Below are 16,606 nucleotides of genomic sequence, written 5' to 3'. Positions count from 1 at the left end.
GCAGCCCGCCGGTTGCCGCGCAGCGCTATCCTGCCCGCCCATGCGTGCTTCCCGCCTGCTCATCGCCGTTGCCGTGGCGCTGGTCGCCACGGCCTGCCAGCGCCCGCCTGCAGCACCCGCCACGCCGGAACAGGCGCGCCAGCGGGCCATGCAGCGTGCGTTCGAGCTGTGTGCCGGCTGCCACACCGTGCAGCCCGGTGGCATCCACCGCTTCGGGCCCAACCTGCACGGCGTGATCGGCCGTCGTGCCGGCAGCCTGCCCGATTACGGCTATTCCGACGGCATGCGCCGCGCCGACATCACCTGGACCGCGCAGACGCTGGATACCTTCCTGCAGTCGCCTACCCACCTGGTGCCGGGCACGCGCATGTACAACGCCTTCCCCAGCGCCGAACGCCGCGCCTTGGTGATCGCCTACCTGCAGCAGCAGTCGGCTCAGTGAGCCAGGCGCTGCAGCTGCTGCTGCAGGCGCGCCACGAACGCTGCCACCGCCGCGAACAACGGCACCAGGTCGGTCTCGGCGGCGTCCTGCAGGCGCTCGACCAGTGCATTGGCCTGCCCGGCCAGGGCCGTGGCCCCTACCGCGCCCAGTCCACCGGCCTGACGATGCAGGTGCAGCGCGGCTGCGGCGCGGTCGCCGGCCTGCAGCGCGCGTTGCACGGCGGCCAGGTCACCTTCACTGGCCTGCAGCAGGCTGTCACGCAGCTGCTCGGCCACGGCACGCGAGCCGAAGCGCTGCTGCAGCGCCGCCAGATCGGGCACGGCATCGGCATCGTCGGCCACGCTGTCCGGCAGTGGCGCCTCGAACGCCTGTCCCTGCGCCTGCGGCAACCAGCGCAGCAGTGCCGCGCGCAGCGTGGCCAGTGACAGCGGCTTGGCCAGCACTTCGTCCATCCCCGCTTCGCGGCAACGACGCGCATCGTCATCCAGCACGCTGGCGGTCAGCGCCAGCACGGTCAGCCGCGGCTGGCCGGTGCGCCCCTCGCGCTCGCGCAGCAGGCGGGCGAAGGCGAAGCCATCGAGCACCGGCATGCGGCAATCGGTAATGACCAGATCGAAGTGCTCCGATGCCAGCCGATCCAGCCCCTGCTGGCCATCGCCGACCAGCACATGCGGCACTCCCAGCTGCTGCAGGCGCCAGGCCATCATCGCCTGGTTGGTCGGATGGTCCTCGATCACCAGCACGCGCGCCTGGCGCAGCGACGCAGGCAGCAGGGCGGCCTGCTCCTGTTCGGCGGCCAGCGCTTCCACGTCACCGCTGCCGGCTTCCACCAGCGACAGCCTCGCCTCGGCGCGGGTGCCCTCGCCCAGCGTGCTGTGCAATACCAGTTCGCCATCCATCATCTGTACCAGGCGCTGGCTGATGCTCAGGCCCAGGCCGGTACCACCGTGGTCGCGCTGGATGTAGACACCGGCCTGGGTGAACGGCGCGAACAGGTGCTGCAGCTGTTCCGGCGCGATACCGATGCCGGTGTCGGTGACGCTCAGGCACAGGGGCTGCGCACCGTCCTCGCCGGTCGGCCCCGTCACCTCCAGCTGCAGGCGTACTTCACCCTGCGCGGTGAACTTGATGGCGTTGCTGAGCAGGTTGAAGACGATCTGGCGCAGGCGTACGCCGTCCACTTCGTGCGCAGGCGCCAGCGCCGGGTCGATCTGCACATGCAGGTCCAGGCCACGTGCGCTGGCCTGCGCCGACAGCAAGCGGCACACGCTTTCCAGCAGGGGCCGCAGCGGCTGGGGTACTGGCTCCAGGCGCATTGCGCCGGCCTCCAGCCGCGAGTAATCGAGGATGTCATCGAGGATCTGCCGCAACATCTGCGCCGAGTCCTCGATCACCCGCAGGATGCGCTGCTGCTCGGCATCCAGCGGCGAATGCGCCAGCACTTCCAGCATGCCCAGCACGCCGCTCATCGGCGTGCGGATCTCATGGCTCATGGTGGCCAGGAAGTGCGATTTCGCCTCTGCAGCCTGTTCGGCCTCGGCCTTTGCCAGGGTCAGGGCATCGGCCTGCGCGCGGGCCTCGCTCGCATCCACCCAGTAGCCACTCCAGGTCACCACCCCGGCCTCGGCAGCATAGGGCTGCGCCTGGGTACGCACCCAGCGCGGGCCTGCGCCGTCGCCACGCAGGCGGAATTCCAGCACGAGCGGTGCGAACTGGTGCGCAGCCTGTTCGACGGCCTGCAGGATCCGCGCGCGATCGTCCTCTTCAACGCGGTCCAGCAGCATCCTGGCGTCCTGCTCGGCCTGCTGCCGGGTGATCCCGAACAGGGCCTGCAGGTCACCGGCAATGAACGGGAAGCTGAGCGTTCCATCCACGTCGCGACGGGCCTGGTAGACCACGGCAGGCAGGTTGTCGGTCACTTCGGCCAGGCGCTGCTCCAGCTGGCGTCGCCCGGCCACCTCACGGCGCAGGCGCCAGTAGCCGATGGCATGCACCAGCAGCGCGGTCAGCAGCACAAGCAGCAGCGGCACACCCCAGCGCAGCGCTCGGCTCCAGTCGACACCATTGTGGTACTCCACCGCCAGCCAGTCGCTGCGCAGCGCCTCGCGCGTGCGCGGGGTCATCTGCAGCAGCAGCCGGTCGAAGGTGGTGGCCAGCGCGGCATGGCGGCGTTCGACCGCCAGCACCAGCTGGTCGTTGAAGCCCGCCGGCGCCGCCACCTGCAGGCGGCCGGGAAAACGGTCGCGCAGCAGATGATCGACCACGGCCAGATTGCCCACGTACGCGTCGGCCTCGCCATCGATCAGGCGTTGCAGCGCCTGCTCGGCGCTGCGCGCGGCAATGATCCTGGCCTGCGGTGCCTGCTGCAGCACATAGCCACGCACGCGCTCGGGATCGGAAAGCAGCACGCGCTTGCCCTGCAGGTCCGACAGGCCCAGCAGCGCCGGGGCATCCTGGCGGCTGACGATCACGTTGGGCACGCTGATGAAGGGCTGGCTGAACACCCACTCCGGGCCCAGGTAGGCCGAATCCGCCGGAATGCCCATCACCGCCTGCAGATCACCGCGGCGCGCCTTCTCGCGCACATCGAACCAGTCATGGCTGTTCTGCGGGTGCAGGTTGGCACCGGCCTGCATCAACCGCTGCAGGTACTCGCTGGCCAGGCCACTGGGCTTGCCTTCTTCGTCGGCGAACGACAGCGGCGCCGCATTCGGTGCGAAACCGATCGTCAGCGGCTGCTCCAGCACCCGCTGCTCGGCCTGGCTCAGGGCCAGCTGTGCCGAGGCCGACCACTGCGGCGGCGGCAGCCAGCGCCGCGCCAAGGCATCGCGCTCGGCCTGGCTGGTCGCGGCCAGGGCCACGTCCAGCGCTTCGGCCAGCGGCTGCTTGCCATTGGGCACGCCGAAATGGAGGCGCTCGGGCGGCAGATCGCTGGGTCTCAACAGCACCACGCCCTGCAGGCGTTCGCGCGCAATCAGTTCGTTGGCGACATAGGCGTTGCCGATATAGACGTCAGCTTTGTCGTCTCTGACCATCTGCAGGGCCGCAAGCGAGCTGTTTGCGACAAGCTGTCGGGCGCGCGGGAAACGCGCGCGCACCTGCGGGCCCGTGAGGAAATCCTGCTCGATCACCACCCGCAGGCCGTCCAGATCGGGGTTGTCGGAGGCACGCAGGTCATCCGGGCGGCCCACCAGGGCCAGTGGCGACTCGCCATAGGCAGCGGTGTAGACCATGCAGCCGGTGCGGTCGGCACTCAGAGCGACGTTCATCACTACGTCGATCTCGCCATGACATGCCGCATCCAGCACGGAAGTCCAATCAGGGTAGCGGCGGGCCTCAACCTTCACACCCAGCCGGCGAGCAAGAAGCGACAGGTAATCCGGGCCCAGCCCCACCTGCTGGCCATCACGCAGGGACTCAAACGGCGGCCAGCCACTGTCATACTGGCCCACGACGATGCTCGGATGGGCGGCGAGGTACTCGCGTTGCCGGGGGCTGAGTGACAGCGGCCCAGGAACGGCCTGCGCCAGGGCTGCCGGCAGCACCAGTGAGGCCAGCAGCAGGACCAGCCCGCGAACAGCCCAGCTACGCATCGGCGTCGATCTCCTAGAATCCTTGCCAAGGTCCGCGGTGGTCGCGGTCCGGCCTGCCCGGTGGCCATACTAGAGCATGAGCTTGCGCATCATCATCGCAGACGACCACCCGGTGGTCCGTATTGGTACCCGCGCCGTCATCGAGTCGAGCGGGGTCGGTCGCGTGGTGGGCGAGGCCGACAGCGCACAGGCGCTGATGGCCCTGCTCGGCAGCCAACCCTGCGACCTGCTGGTGACCGACTACTCCATGCCAGGCAGCCCTCAGGCCGACGGCTTCGCCATGATCGGCATGATCCGTCGCCGCTACCCCGACCTGCCGGTGCTGATGCTCAGCGTCTCCAACAACCTGGCGATCCTGCGCATGGTGCTCGACAGCGGTGTGCTCGGCCTGGTCGACAAGAGCTCGTCGATGGACGAACTGCCGCAGGCCATCCAGGCGGTCTACCGGGGCCAGCCCTACATCAGCCGCAGCCTGCGTGAGCGGGTGGAGGCCGCCGGCAGCTGGCGCATGCGCGAGGGCGACGGCAAGCCGTTGTCGCCGCGCGAGGTGGAGGTGCTGCGGCTGCTCGGCACCGGCATGACGGTGAAGGAGATCTCGCTGCAGCTGCACAAGAGCGTCAGCACCATCAGCCGGCAGAAGGGCGACGCCATGCTGAAGCTGGGCCTGAAGGGCGATGCCGAGCTGTTTGACTACCTGCGCGATGGCAATATCTGAGAACTGGTTCACATAATTTGACCGGTCTCAGACGCCTGCTTTGACCGGCCACGGTTCTGTGCAAAGATGGTGGGGCATGGGTTCTCAATGCGAGGTCGAAGGAATCGACCGGCTCATGTCCTCGCTCCCGTCCGTGGTGGATGGGGTGCGGCTTCCTGCCGGCCGTCTGGCCCGGCAACGCTGACCATGGAGAGGCGCATGCATCATCCCCCCGAGCTACGTTGGACCCTGCCGTTGCGGCCCCTGCGCGCATTCGCGGCGTGCCTGCTCGTCTCTCTTTCCGCTGCGGCCTGCAGCGCCGCCGATCCGGCCCCCTCGTCCTCCCAGCCTGCGCCTGCGCAGGCTGCCAAAGCGCCCCGACAGGATGTTGCCCCGATGCAGAACCCCTCTCCCGATGCCGCCGTCACCCCGCCCGACGCGCCGACCGTGATGTACTTCACCTACCAGGTGGACGGTGATGGCGCGACCTCCTACGAGGTCCAGAACGGCAGCGTGGCGACCTTCTGGTTCGGCCATACCTTCACCCTCGATGGCACCACGTACTACACCGGTTTCTCGTGGGATACCCGCGAGCATTACGGCACGCCGGGCGAACAGCAGCCGGCCGGCCCGGATGACCGCGCCAACCTCGCCGAGGCCACCTTCGTACTGGCCGGCAGCGACGCCAGGAAACCGTGGAAGTTCCGCGGCCAGGAATGGACCATCGGCGCCCTCGGTGCCTACGACAAAGCCGACGACGTCGATACCCGGCGCACGCCGCTTGAACATCGCACCGCCGATGGCCGCCTGCTGCTGGCCGTCCCTACCATCAGCTTCGACCGTGGCATCAGCAGCAGCGGCTACGCGCTGCTGCTGTTCAACCCCAAGCGCAGCGAAGACGACGTGGACAGCAAGGTCTGGCGCTATGTCGGCTCGGTGCGCACCGGCGAAGACAACAGCGCCGCCTGCGATGGAGGCAACGTGATGCCCTGCACCGACAGCGATGGCGAGCTGGCCTTCGTCGCCGATGGCAACGGCCTGCCGCGGCTGACCGTCACCTTCAAGGGAACCACCATCGACGCACCCGGCAAGACCCGTGCGCTGGGTACCGGTGACGCCGTGCACTACACCTTCAACAGCGCGACCCAGCAGTACGTCGCGCCCTGATTGCCACCCGCACACGCGGGTTACCTGTTGACCGACATGTTCTTGACTCATGGATGAGTCCGGTTGGCGAATCGCGGCATCGGCCGCTCCATCAACCCCGAGGAAGACGTCATGGCACAGCATGACTACAGCAGAAAGGAAGTCCTGGACATCGTCGAGCAGGTCGCCCGGCACAAGGGCATTCCCGTCGATGATTTCATGCGCTTCGCGCACATCGAGACCGGCGGCACTTTCAATGAGCGCGCCCACAACATCTCGTCCGGCGCCAAGGGCCTGTTCCAGTTCGTGCCCGGTTCCGCGCGCCAGTATCACCTGACCGGCCACGAGTTCGACCCGACCCGCAATACCGAAGCGGCCGCGCAGATGTACCAGGACAACCTGGACTCGATGGCACGCCGCAACGAGCGCACCGGCAACCCGTACCTGTCCGGCGGGGCGGCGCCGACCGGTCTGGACCTGTACCTGGCCCACCAGCAGGGCAGCGCCGGCTATGGCTCGGTGCAGACCGCGATCGCCACTGGCACCTTTGGCGTGGTGCGCAACGGCCATGGCGAAGAGATCAACATGCGCCGCAACGTGCTCAACCAGATCGGTTCCGATGCCAGGGCGCTGACCGGCCACACCCTGGCCGAGATGCGCGGCATGAATGATGGCGACCTGGCGCGCACCTTCTCCAGCTACTACATCCACAAGTACGCGGCGATCAGCATTCCGGAGAAGAACATCGCGCCACAGACGGTGACGTCGGGCCAGGCCCAGACTCCGGCAGCGGCCAGCGCCGCCGTGGCGGCCGGTGCTGCCACGCTGGCGGCGACCGCAACCGCTGCAGCCGCGCCGAAGCCGGGCATCGAACTGCAGGCGGCCTACGAGGCCGGCGTGAAGTATGACCACGTCAAGTACGCCATCAATATTCCGGGCCACGCGCTGTACGTACCGGGCAAGACCGGCAAGAACGTGGAGCAGGGCTACATCGACTGTTCCGGTTGGGTCGGCACCCTGCAGAACCGCACCATGGACGAGATCAACCAGAAGGCCGGGCATGCAGTGTTCAGCAAGGCCGACCGCATCGACCTGGGCAACCTGGGTTCCGGTGGCATCGTACGCAAGGCGTTCGACCAGTCCGGCGTGCTGCTTGACCGCGACGCGATCCTGAAGCCCGATGCGCTGAAGGAAGGCATGATCATCGGCCTGGATACGGCCAGGACCCGCCACGAGCACTGGAACGGCATCGACCACATCGTGATGGTGGTGCGCGACCCCAACACCGACAAGCTGCTGATCAGCCAGTCCACCGGCAGCAAGGGCGTGCACACGATGCCGGTGGAGGACTACCTCAAGCAGGTGAAGGAGCACCCGAACTGGAAGCTGTACGCCTCCGATCCGCTGTCCAAGGCGCGCGACCTGCTGGAAAACCGCACCCAGTCGCACGAGCAGACCCAGGGCACGCCTGCGGCCGAGCACAAGGCCGCTGCCACGCCGCACGCCGAACCGTACAAGCAGGGCGCGCACAGCGAGGGCGTGCGCACGGTCCAGGAGCAGCTGGGCCACCTCGGCTACGTCGGTGCCGACGGCAAGCCGCTGGTCGAGGATGGCCGCTTCGGCCGCAACACCGACGCGGCGGTGCGCCAGCTGCAGAAGGACAACGGGCTGGTCGCCGACGGCATCGTCGGCGCGAAGACCCTGGAGGCGATCCGCGAAGCCCGCGAGCGCCCACTGCTGAACGACGAACGGCACCCGCGCAATCCGATGTACCTGCAGGCCACCGAAGGGCTGGAGCGGCTGCCGGCCGGTACCTTCAGGGATCGCCACGCGCTGGAAAGCGCCGCAGCGGCCCTGACCAAGGAGGCGCATGCCGCCGGCCTGCAGCGCATCGACTCGGTGGTGCCCAGCCCGAACGGCGAGCGCCTGTTCGCCGTGCAGGGCACGATAGGCGATCCCGCAGCCAGCCGCGTGGCGGTGGAAACGCGCGCCGCCAGCGAGCAGAGCCTGGCCGTCAGCAGTGGCGCGGTGCAGGGCGCCCCGAACGTGCTGCACCAGCCGCAGGATGCCCAGCAGGAGCAGGCCCGGCAGGCGCAGAAGGCCATGGGGGTCTGACCTCGCCAATGCCTTGGGAGACAAGGGAGGGCCACGTCCGCGTGGCCTTTTCCCTATCTGCCAGCTGAGCGGCCGCGCCCGCTTTCAGCCTCGCTTCATGCCGCCTGCCGCTAGATGAATGCGCAAGCCGCCCGGTGGGCAAGGCAATGTTCCGGCAATGTTGGAACGTCAGCGTGGTCTCCACGGCAGCCGGGGCGCCCGCGCCCTCCCTGCCCAGCGTGGCATGCACCTCACAGGAGAACGAACATGCTCAGTACTTCCACACTCAGCTTCCGTGGTCTGGCGATGGCCCTGGCACTGGTGGCCGGTGTTGCCGTGGTCAGCGATGCCAGCGCGATGTCGAGGAAGGACAAGCGCACCCTGGTCGGCGCCGTCGTCGGCGGCGTGGCCGGCAACCTGCTCTCCAACGGCGACCCTGCAGCCACCGTCGGTGGTGCCGTGGCCGGTGGTGCGATCGGCAACCTGACCACCTCCGACCGCCGCGACCGTCGTTATTACGACAACCGCTACTACGACAACCGTTACGATCGCCGCTACGATCGCCGCTACTACCGCAGCGGCTATTACGACCGTGGTGACAACCGTCGCTGGCAGCGCGAGCGCTACTACGACAACCGCTACTACAACGACCGCGGCCGCCATCGCGGCTGGTAAGCGGCGCGGCGCCTTCGCCGATGCGGATGCACGGACGGGCGGGTCGATGGCCCGCCCGTTTGCGTTGGCCGCGGCCATGGCGTTGAATGCGCAGCCTTGGATGTGACTTTTCCCACTCGGGCTGCGGCATGACGTCTTCCTCTCACCGCGTGCAGGGCCTCAACAATGACGAGGTCGCTGCCGACTGGCCACCCATCAGCGCCGCGGACATCGCGTGGCTGAGCGCGCGATACCCGCAGCTGGGCGAGCACAGCCAACCCCGCTGGCACAGCCCGCGGCCGCTGTCGGCCGCCGCCATCGTCGACGGCGTGGACGGCGCGGTGTTCGTCAAGCGCCATCACCACAGTGTGCGCAGCGCGGCCTGCCTGGAAGAAGAGCATCGCTTCATCGCCCGTCTCGCCGCAGCGGGCGTGCCGGTGGTGCAGGTGCTGGCGGCGGTTGATGGCCACACTGCGGTCGAACACGGCGAATGGACGTTTGAACTGCACGATGTCGGCGTGGGCGACGACCTGTACCGCGACGCGGTGTCGTGGTCGTTGCTGACCGATGTCGCGCAGGCCCGCGAAGCCGGGCGCATGCTAGCGCGGCTGCACCGTGCCTCCGCCAGCTACCACGCGCCACAGCGCAGTACCCACCTGCTGGTCGCGCGCGATGATCTGATCCGTGCCGACGATCCGATCGAAGCAATCAAGGCCGACCTGCCCGCACGGCCGGGGCTGGCCCGTTACCTCGCACGCATCCCCTGGGAAGCGCAGCTGCAGCGCGACGTGCTGCCATGGCACGCCGGCCTGGCCGCGCGCCTGCGCGACGAACCCCAGTTGTGGGCGCACAACGACTGGCATGTGTCCAACCTGCTGTGGCGCGACGGGCAGGTCAGTACCGTGCTGGATTTCGGCCTGGCCTCGCCCACCAGCGCGCTGTTCGACCTCGCCACCGCGATCGAGCGCAACGCGGTGGCGTGGCTGGAACTGGAGCGCGGCAGGGATGCAGTGCGCATCGACATCGCGCTGGCGTTGCTTGATGGCTACCGCGAAGTGCTGCCGCTGTCGGGTACGCGCGTGCATCTGCTGGCCGACCTGCTGCCGATGGTCCATTTCGACTTCGCACTGTCCGAAGTGGAGTACTTCGAAGGCATCACTGGCTCCACCGCGAATGCGGACGTGGCCTGGCAGCCGTTCATGCTGGGGCATCCCGCATGGTTCCACAGCGCGCCGGGGCAGGCCCTGCTGCAGGCCCTGCACGCTGCAGCGTGACCCGGTTGACGCACCGTCGGGGTCAGAGCCCTTTCCTTCGGAAAGGGCTCTGACCCCGCAGCCTGAAGGGCACCGGCTCGCAAATCCGTACCATTTGTAGTGAAATGGTCACCTGAAGCGGGGGTGCCTGGATCTGCCAGGCTGAGAGAGTCCCTTGGAACCTGATCCGGTTTGCACCGGCGTAGGGAGCTTTGAGCCGCAGCCACACCCCCGTCATGGGCCGGTGCACCTGCGCGCCGTCGCTTCGTCTCCCTTGTTGTCCGAAGACGAACCGAATGAACCGCTGCCTGCGCCCCACCCTGCTCTCCCTCGCCCTCTGCGCCGCGCTGCCGCTGCACGCCAGCGAGGCCGAGGCGTCCCCCGATGCGGCTGCCACCGGCGCCGAACGCTCGCCGACCGAGCTGGCAGCAGTGCGCGTGCAGGCCGGCAAACCGAAGGCCGACACCTCGCGCGTGAACGCCTTCGGTGGCGGCAGCTGGAAGGACACGCCGGCGTCGGTGAACGTGCTCGAGCGCGATTACCTCGACCGTCGCCAGGTACGTTCGCTGTCCGAACTGGCCAGCAACGATGCCTCGCTGGGTGATGCGTATGCGCCGGTGGGCTACTACCAGAACATCGCCATCCGCGGCTTCGCACTGGACCCCGCCACCGGCTACCGCTTCAACGGGCTGTCCATCGCCGGCGAACAGCGCCTGGCGCTGGAGAACGTGCAGTCGGTGGAAATCCTCAAGGGTGAAGCCGGCCTGGCCGCAGGCGTGATGGCGCCTGGCGGCATCATCAACTACATCGGCAAGCGCCCGGCCGAAGTGCGCACCGCCACGCTCGGCACCGATTCGGAAGGCTCGCGCTATGTCGCCGTCGATGTCGGCCACTGGATCACCCCGCGCTTCGGCCTGCGCCTGAACGCCGCGTGGGATTCCAGCAACGCCTATGTCGAGCACGCCGATGGCCGCCGCAACGTCTACTCGCTGGCGGCCGACTGGCTGATCGGCGAGCACGGCAAGCTGGAAGTGGATGCCAACTACCAGACCAGCTCGCAGCGCTCGGTGTCGGGCTACCAGCTGCTGGGCGCGCGCGAACTGCCGCGTGGCGTCGACCGCGAGCACCTGCTGGGCTACCAGCCGTGGCAGCGCCCGGTGGATATCGCCAGCACCAACATCACCGCCCTGCACACCTACGATTTCAGCGACGCCTGGCAGTCGCGTGTCTCGGTCGGCCACAGCCGCTCGGTGATCGATGACAACGTCGCGTTCGCCTACGGCTGCTACTACGCCACGCAATGCGCCGATGGCAGCGTGCCGGGCAACTACTTCGCGCCCAACGGCGACTACGACATCTACGACTACCGCAGCCCGGATGACACCCGCCGCAACCAGCAGGCGCGCGCCGAACTGCGCGGCCGCTTCGAGACCGGCAGCGTCGGCCATCAGCTGACCATCGGTGCCGACTACTTCCGCCGCACCGTGGACAAGCGCCCCAGCGTCAACGAGTACGTCGGCACCAGCAACATCCACGAAGCACCGGTGCCGGTGTTCGAACCGTCGCCGAAGATGCCCGGCCCGTCCGCACGGCGTCTGGACAGCCGCCAGACCGCGTTCTTCGCGCTGGACCGGATGAGCTTCGGCGATGACTGGCAGTGGCTGGCCGGTGGCCGCTTCGTGCGCCTCGACGAGCGCGCCTACGACAAGCGTGGCGTCCCGCAGCGGCACAGCCGCCTTTCGCGCTTCCTGCCGCAGACTGCGGTGGTGTGGAAGGCCACCGACCAGCTCAATGCCTACGCCAGCTACGTGCGCGGCATTTCGCTGGGCCAGGAAGCACCGTTCTGGACCAGCAATGCCGACACCTTCCTGCCGTCGGTGCAGTCGCGGCAGCTGGAAGTGGGCGTGAAGTACGTGCCGGTCGAAGCGCTGACCCTGGGCGCGGCGGTGTTCCGCATTTCGCAGCCGTACCAGTACGCAAAGCCGGACAACAGCGACGTCGGCTACACCTTCGTCGAAGAAGGCACGCAGACCCACACCGGCCTGGAGCTGACCGCCAACGGCCAGCTGACGGACGCATTGCAGATCGTGGCCAGTGCCAGCGTGCTGCAGGCGCGCGCTCGCGATACCGGCACGCCCACCTATGAAGGCCATCAGCTGGTGAACGTGCCGAAGGTGCGGGCCAGTGTGCACGTGGCCTATGCGCTGCCGTTCGTGCAGGGCCTGGACGTGACCGGTGGCTGGCGCTATGCCGGTGCCAACGTGGCCCGCGCCGACGGCGGCGTGCGTGCACCGGACTACTCGGTGTTCGACGCCGGCCTGCGTTTCCAGCATCGCCTGCACGAGCGTGCGGTGACCTGGAACCTGTCGGTGGACAACGTGTTCAACCGCTTCTACTGGCGCGATACCGGCAGCAGCGGCGGTGACTACTACCTGTTCCCCGGCGCACCGCGACAGGCGCGCCTGTCGGTGACGTTCGCGCTGTGAGCGGCGTGATGCTCGAGTGGACCGCCGCGCTGTTCAGTGTGCTCGGCGTCTGGCTGATGGCCAGGCGCCGGCTGTCGGCATGGCCGGTGGGCCTGCTGTCGGTCACGCTGTACGGGTTGGTATTCGCCGAGGCCAAGCTGTACTCGGACACCCTGCTGCAGGTCGCCTTCGGTGGGTTCCTGGTCTACGGCTGGCTCAACTGGCGCCAGCACGCCGCCGATGAAGGCAGCATCCGCATCGTGCCGTTGGCACGCGGCACGCTGCTGCGCGACCTGGCCATCGGCCTGTGCGGTGGCGTGGCGCTGGGAGCCGGCATGCACACCTTCACCGACGCCGCGCTGCCGTGGCTGGACGCGATGCTGACCGCACTGAGCCTGGTTGGCCAGTGGTGGCAGGCGCGCCGCCACGTGGCCTGCTGGTGGGTGTGGATCGGGGTGGACGTGGTCTACGTGGGCGCGTATCTGTTCAAGTCGCTGCATGTGACCGCCGCGCTGTACGTGTTCTTCCTCGGGCTGGCCGTGTTCGGCCTGCGCGCATGGAGCGCGGCCGCACGCGAACCGCAGGTGGCGCCGGTGCGTTGATGCGGATGGCCGGGCTGGGCGCCGGCAGTCGCCAACCTGGGTTGGCGCGCGCCTGCTGACCAAGGTCGGCATCTACCAGGCATATCCACGCATGGCGTGGATCTACTGGGTTAGCACAAGGCCCAACCGCAGCGGCTGGCGCATGTCCGCCGGCGGTGCGGCCTGCAACGGCGCCGCCTGCAGGGTCGCGCGCAGGTCCGCATCCACCTGGCGGTCACCCAGGCTGTCGAACTCCAGCTTCGAAATGCGACCGTCCGCCGCAATCCACAGGCTCACCGGTAGCGGCGCAGGTGTATCCGGGTGTGCCCGCAGCCACTCCACCACGCGCTGCGCCTGCGGGTCCTGCTCCTGCTGCAGGCGCTGCTGCAGCTGGCCCCCTACCGCAGCGGCATAGGCCATCCAGTGCGCAGGCGCTTCCTGTGCGGACACCGAGGCACTCCCCAGTGCCAATGCGCCGAACAACGCGGCCAACGGCCGCCACCAGCGCCGCACGTTGGTCCCGTTCCCAGTCATGGCCGTCGCCTGCCTCCTGCACTCCCATCCAGCGCGCCATGGTCGGCGCCATAGATGACAGGCAGATGGCGGGCCGTGATGGCCCGGCGCGATCAATCGCCGAGGTCGGCCAGCACTTTGCGCGAGGGCGCGAAGAAGGTCACGCCGGTGGTGGCGGTGGAGAAATCGAGGATGCGGTCGTGCAGCGGCGCGGGATTGCCGATGAACATGCGCTCGAGCATCTTCTCGATCACCCACAGCCGGCGCGTGTAGCCGATGAAGTAGGTGCCGTACTCGCCGCGGCCCGGGTTGGCGAACGGCATGTTGTCACGCAGGATCTCGTGCTCGCCGTCGGCATCCTCGATGGTGCACAGCGTCTTGTGCGACTTCTGCGCATCGGCCGGCGCATCGTCCAGTTCGATGTTGTCGTGCTTGGTGCGGCCGATGATGGCTTCCTGCGCCTCGGTCTTCTGTGCGCGCCACGCACCAAGATTGTGCAGGTACTTCTGCACCACCACGTAGCTGCCGCCGGCGTGGTCCGGGTCCTCATCGCCCACGATGGTGGCTTCCGGCAACGACAGCCCTTCCGGATTGGCGGTGCCATCGACGAAGTCGAGCAGGTCGCGGCCATCGAAGTAGCGGAAACCGGCGACATCATCGACCGTTTCCACCGCGTCACCAAAGGCCATCAGCAGGTTGCGCTCGAACGCCACGATCAGGTCCATGGTGCGTGCACGGATGTGGTACAGCAGGTCACCCGGCGTGGACACGGCGGTGTGGGTGGCGCCCTTGATCTTGCGGAACGGGTGCAGTTCGCGCGGCGGCGTGGTGCCGACCAGCGGCTGCCACACGCGATGACCAATGGCCACGTTGCAGGTGAAGGTCCGCTCGATCTCGCGGATGGCGGTGTTCTTGATCAGGTCGTCGGTGCTGGCGAGCACCTCGCGTGCCTTCGCGATCGAGGCCTCGTCATCCTTCACCTTCAGCACCAGGAACGCCGCCGAATGGGTGAGCGGCGCGGTGATCTGCTGTGGCTCGTTGTCGAGCGTGTGGTTGAGGGCGGTGATCGGTGCGGGCTGGGAGTTCACGGCGGTTCCTGCTGGCTTGAGGCGGGCGCATCGCGCGTGGCGATGTGCGGGCGATCATAGCGGAACCACCTGACCGGCGACGGAGCGGTTCTCGTTCCGTCCACCGCTAGAAAGCGCGAAGGCGTCAGCCCGCATCACTCCAGACTGCCAGTTCGTAGCCATCCAGATCGCGGAAGTGGAAGCGGCGGCCACCGGGGAACGCAAACGCCGCCTGCACCATCTCGCCACCGGCGGCGAGCACGCGCTGCTGGGCATCGGCAAGGTCTGCGCAGTACAGGATCACCAACGGCCCCCCGTGTGCACGCACTGGTGCGTCAGACACGAAGCCGCCCTTCAGGCGACCATCGTCGAACTCGGTGTAGGCCGGCCCGTAGTCGGTGAAGTGCCAGCCGAACACCTCGCCGTAGAAGCGTTTGCTGCGCGCGATGTCAGCGACGTTGAATTCAATGTTGTCGATGCGGCGTTCGGCATCGTGGGGCGCGGCAGGATTCATGGCGTGGCTCCGTGGTGGGAGCCCCAGCTTCCATCAGCGCGGCATCGAGGTCTTGAACGAAACGGCCATCATTACCCCCATTCCAGGCGCAGTTCGCTGGCGGTCATGCCGGCCAGCTCGCGCGCCTCGCGGCTGAGATGGGCCTGGTCGGCATAGCCGGCCTCGGCAGCCAGCATCGCCAACGGATGCCGTGGCAACGCGCGACTCTGGCGCAGGAAACGTTGCAGGCGCAGGATCCGCTCCAGCGTCTTCGCCCCATACCCGAGCTGCGACTGGCTCAGGCGCCTCAGGCTGCGTGGGCTCAGGTTCAAGCGTGCCGGTAGCTCATCCAGCGTGGCATCACCTCGGGCAAGTGCCTGGAACAATGCATGCGCACGCTGCGCCGGGGTGTCGAGCGCGGCGGCTTCCATGTGCTGCTGCAGGCAGTGCGCCATCCGATGCAGGCGTTGTGCAGGCGCGGTATCGCCGATGGAGGCGGCAGCCTTCAGCGCCCACGTGCCTTTCAGATCCACCAGCGGCACGGCCTGGCCGATGATGTCGGCCAAGGGCAGGCCCAGCGCCGCCAGCGCCTGGCCAGGGCGGAAGCGCGCGCCGAGTACCTGCGCACCCGGTGCCAGCGCAGGATGCGCTGCAACGCGATCGGGGCCGACAACGAACAGCGCACCGTCGCGCCAGAGGATATCCACGCAACCATCAGGCAGCTCGGTGATGTGCCCGTCGGCATCGGCAGGAAGCTGGCTCTGCCACAGCTGGCCAAAATGGCCACGCAGCGGCGCAGGCGCCGGATGCTCCTGGTAGGCCGTGCCGGTACCTGCGAGAGAGGAAGGGTCGCCCATGCCGCATTGTGGCGCCACACGACCCATAAAAGTGAAGCCCGGCGCGAGGCCGGGCTTCGGTTGGCGTGTGGGAGAGAGAGAGAGAGAGTCACACGCCAGCACAACACGCACTAACGACAGGCGTTTGTTACCAGGTGAAGCGCGGGCCCACGAACCACTCGCGGTCGCCGGCCTTGGCCAGCTTCACTTCGCCACTCAGGCCCCAGTTCTGGTTGAACTTGGCGGTGGCGCCCACGCGGCCGTAGAACTCGCCGTCCGGGTTGTAGCCGTGCTTCTTGCTGAAATCTTCGTAGCCGGCCATCACGTAGCCTTCCACGTACGGGTTGAACGCGGTGCGCACGCCCACTTCGGTGGAGTAGCCGTTGAAGTCCAGGCCGCGCTTCTCGTCGTACTTCTGGTACGCAACACGGGCCACCAGGTCGGTGTTCGGTGCGATGCCGTAGTTGTAGCCGACACCCAGGCGCCACTGGTCGACGTCATTCTTGAACTTGTCGGTCTCCTGCGCGCTGTAGTCGCCGAAGATGTGGAAGTTCGGGTGCACCGCCACGGAACCCTTCACCTTCCAGCCGTCGGCGTCGCCGCCCTTGGCATCGGTGTTCACGTAGCCGCCTTCAACGTAGTTGTACGACAGGCCATCGGTCGCCGATGCAGCGAACGGCAGAGCAGCCAGAAGACCCAGGGCGAGCAGCGAATTCTTGTTCATCGGGACACACCTTTAATTATTTTGGTTTCGTCAACCGCCTCCCGGGAGGGG

General features: G+C 67.8%; 14 protein-coding genes and 1 riboswitch. Of the genes, 8 read left to right on the top strand and 6 right to left on the bottom strand.

Going from position 1 to position 16,606, the window contains the following annotated elements:
- Positions 1-40 precede the first annotated feature (40 nt).
- Positions 41-442 (top strand): c-type cytochrome, encoded by a 402-nt coding sequence (locus QP512_RS00855; RefSeq protein ID WP_286070586.1) that lies wholly within the window; start codon positions 41-43, stop codon positions 440-442.
- Here QP512_RS00855 and QP512_RS00850 read toward each other — a convergent pair.
- The gene (locus QP512_RS00850) at positions 436-4,035 is read right to left on the bottom strand and encodes a transporter substrate-binding domain-containing protein (protein WP_286070585.1); all 3,600 of its coding nucleotides are present in this window, start codon (positions 4,033-4,035) and stop codon (positions 436-438) included. The two genes, QP512_RS00855 and QP512_RS00850, sit on opposite strands and share 7 nt — an antisense overlap.
- Positions 4,036-4,111: 76 nt before the next feature.
- Between QP512_RS00850 and QP512_RS00845 the strand changes: the two genes are divergently transcribed.
- The 7 genes from QP512_RS00845 to pnuC all read left to right on the top strand — a co-directional run bounded on the left by QP512_RS00845 (position 4,112) and on the right by pnuC (position 12,943).
- The gene (locus QP512_RS00845; RefSeq protein WP_286070584.1) at positions 4,112-4,750 is read left to right on the top strand and encodes a response regulator transcription factor; all 639 of its coding nucleotides are present in this window, start codon (positions 4,112-4,114) and stop codon (positions 4,748-4,750) included.
- A 375-nt stretch (positions 4,751-5,125) separates the two neighbouring features.
- Positions 5,126-5,896 carry a hypothetical protein gene (locus QP512_RS00840; protein WP_286070583.1) on the top strand — a complete coding sequence of 257 codons (771 nt, stop codon included), beginning with the start codon at positions 5,126-5,128 and terminating at the stop codon, positions 5,894-5,896.
- 111 nt (positions 5,897-6,007) lie between these two features.
- Positions 6,008-7,990 carry a peptidoglycan-binding protein gene (locus tag QP512_RS00835; protein WP_286070582.1) on the top strand — a complete coding sequence of 661 codons (1,983 nt, stop codon included), beginning with the start codon at positions 6,008-6,010 and terminating at the stop codon, positions 7,988-7,990.
- A gap of 246 nt (positions 7,991-8,236) precedes the next feature.
- Positions 8,237-8,644: a glycine zipper 2TM domain-containing protein gene (locus tag QP512_RS00830; RefSeq protein WP_286070581.1), complete on the top strand. Its 408-nt coding sequence runs from the start codon at positions 8,237-8,239 to the stop codon at positions 8,642-8,644.
- A gap of 128 nt (positions 8,645-8,772) precedes the next feature.
- Positions 8,773-9,897, top strand: a complete 1,125-nt coding sequence (locus tag QP512_RS00825; RefSeq protein WP_286070580.1) for a phosphotransferase — start codon at positions 8,773-8,775, stop codon at positions 9,895-9,897.
- Positions 9,898-10,006: 109 nt separating this feature from the next.
- Positions 10,007-10,102: riboswitch (TPP riboswitch) on the top strand.
- A 70-nt stretch (positions 10,103-10,172) separates the two neighbouring features.
- On the top strand, positions 10,173-12,362 hold the full coding sequence (locus tag QP512_RS00820) for a TonB-dependent siderophore receptor (RefSeq protein WP_286070579.1): 2,190 nt from the start codon (positions 10,173-10,175) through the stop codon (positions 12,360-12,362).
- A gap of 8 nt (positions 12,363-12,370) precedes the next feature.
- The gene (gene pnuC / locus QP512_RS00815; protein ID WP_286070578.1) at positions 12,371-12,943 is read left to right on the top strand and encodes a nicotinamide riboside transporter PnuC; all 573 of its coding nucleotides are present in this window, start codon (positions 12,371-12,373) and stop codon (positions 12,941-12,943) included.
- 102 nt (positions 12,944-13,045) lie between these two features.
- On the opposite strand, the gene QP512_RS00810 is transcribed toward pnuC, so the two are convergent.
- The 5 genes from QP512_RS00810 to QP512_RS00790 all read right to left on the bottom strand — a co-directional run bounded on the left by QP512_RS00810 (position 13,046) and on the right by QP512_RS00790 (position 16,555).
- Positions 13,046-13,456, bottom strand: coding sequence for a hypothetical protein (locus QP512_RS00810; protein ID WP_286070577.1), 411 nt, complete (start codon positions 13,454-13,456; stop codon positions 13,046-13,048).
- Between the two features lie 92 nt (positions 13,457-13,548).
- On the bottom strand, positions 13,549-14,523 hold the full coding sequence (locus QP512_RS00805; RefSeq protein ID WP_286070576.1) for a Dyp-type peroxidase: 975 nt from the start codon (positions 14,521-14,523) through the stop codon (positions 13,549-13,551).
- 124 nt (positions 14,524-14,647) lie between these two features.
- The gene (locus QP512_RS00800) at positions 14,648-15,016 is read right to left on the bottom strand and encodes a VOC family protein (protein WP_286070575.1); all 369 of its coding nucleotides are present in this window, start codon (positions 15,014-15,016) and stop codon (positions 14,648-14,650) included.
- A gap of 71 nt (positions 15,017-15,087) precedes the next feature.
- A complete protein-coding gene (locus tag QP512_RS00795; protein ID WP_286070574.1) occupies positions 15,088-15,852 on the bottom strand; it encodes a helix-turn-helix domain-containing protein in 765 nt (254 codons plus the stop codon).
- Positions 15,853-15,979: 127 nt separating this feature from the next.
- Positions 15,980-16,555 (bottom strand): Ax21 family protein, encoded by a 576-nt coding sequence (locus tag QP512_RS00790; RefSeq protein WP_004153562.1) that lies wholly within the window; start codon positions 16,553-16,555, stop codon positions 15,980-15,982.
- Positions 16,556-16,606 lie beyond the last annotated feature (51 nt).

The sequence above is a fragment of the Stenotrophomonas sp. 57 genome (assembly GCF_030291075.1).
Taxonomy (GTDB): Bacteria; Pseudomonadota; Gammaproteobacteria; order Xanthomonadales; family Xanthomonadaceae; genus Stenotrophomonas.
This window is presented reverse-complemented; position numbering and strand designations above follow the sequence as displayed.

Bases quoted from the DNA above. Each gene is read 5' to 3' on its own strand.
- QP512_RS00855 (WP_286070586.1), top strand. From the start codon at position 41: ATGCGTGCTTCCCGCCTGCTCATCGCCGTTGCCGTGGCGCTGGTCGCC.
- QP512_RS00850 (WP_286070585.1), bottom strand. From the start codon at position 4,035: ATGCGTAGCTGGGCTGTTCGCGGGCTGGTCCTGCTGCTGGCCTCACTG.
- QP512_RS00845 (WP_286070584.1), top strand. From the start codon at position 4,112: ATGAGCTTGCGCATCATCATCGCAGACGACCACCCGGTGGTCCGTATT.
- QP512_RS00840 (WP_286070583.1), top strand. From the start codon at position 5,126: ATGCAGAACCCCTCTCCCGATGCCGCCGTCACCCCGCCCGACGCGCCG.
- QP512_RS00835 (WP_286070582.1), top strand. From the start codon at position 6,008: ATGGCACAGCATGACTACAGCAGAAAGGAAGTCCTGGACATCGTCGAG.
- QP512_RS00830 (WP_286070581.1), top strand. From the start codon at position 8,237: ATGCTCAGTACTTCCACACTCAGCTTCCGTGGTCTGGCGATGGCCCTG.
- QP512_RS00825 (WP_286070580.1), top strand. From the start codon at position 8,773: ATGACGTCTTCCTCTCACCGCGTGCAGGGCCTCAACAATGACGAGGTC.
- QP512_RS00820 (WP_286070579.1), top strand. From the start codon at position 10,173: ATGAACCGCTGCCTGCGCCCCACCCTGCTCTCCCTCGCCCTCTGCGCC.
- pnuC (WP_286070578.1), top strand. From the start codon at position 12,371: ATGCTCGAGTGGACCGCCGCGCTGTTCAGTGTGCTCGGCGTCTGGCTG.
- QP512_RS00810 (WP_286070577.1), bottom strand. From the start codon at position 13,456: ATGACTGGGAACGGGACCAACGTGCGGCGCTGGTGGCGGCCGTTGGCC.
- QP512_RS00800 (WP_286070575.1), bottom strand. From the start codon at position 15,016: ATGAATCCTGCCGCGCCCCACGATGCCGAACGCCGCATCGACAACATT.
- QP512_RS00795 (WP_286070574.1), bottom strand. From the start codon at position 15,852: ATGGGCGACCCTTCCTCTCTCGCAGGTACCGGCACGGCCTACCAGGAG.
- QP512_RS00790 (WP_004153562.1), bottom strand. From the start codon at position 16,555: ATGAACAAGAATTCGCTGCTCGCCCTGGGTCTTCTGGCTGCTCTGCCG.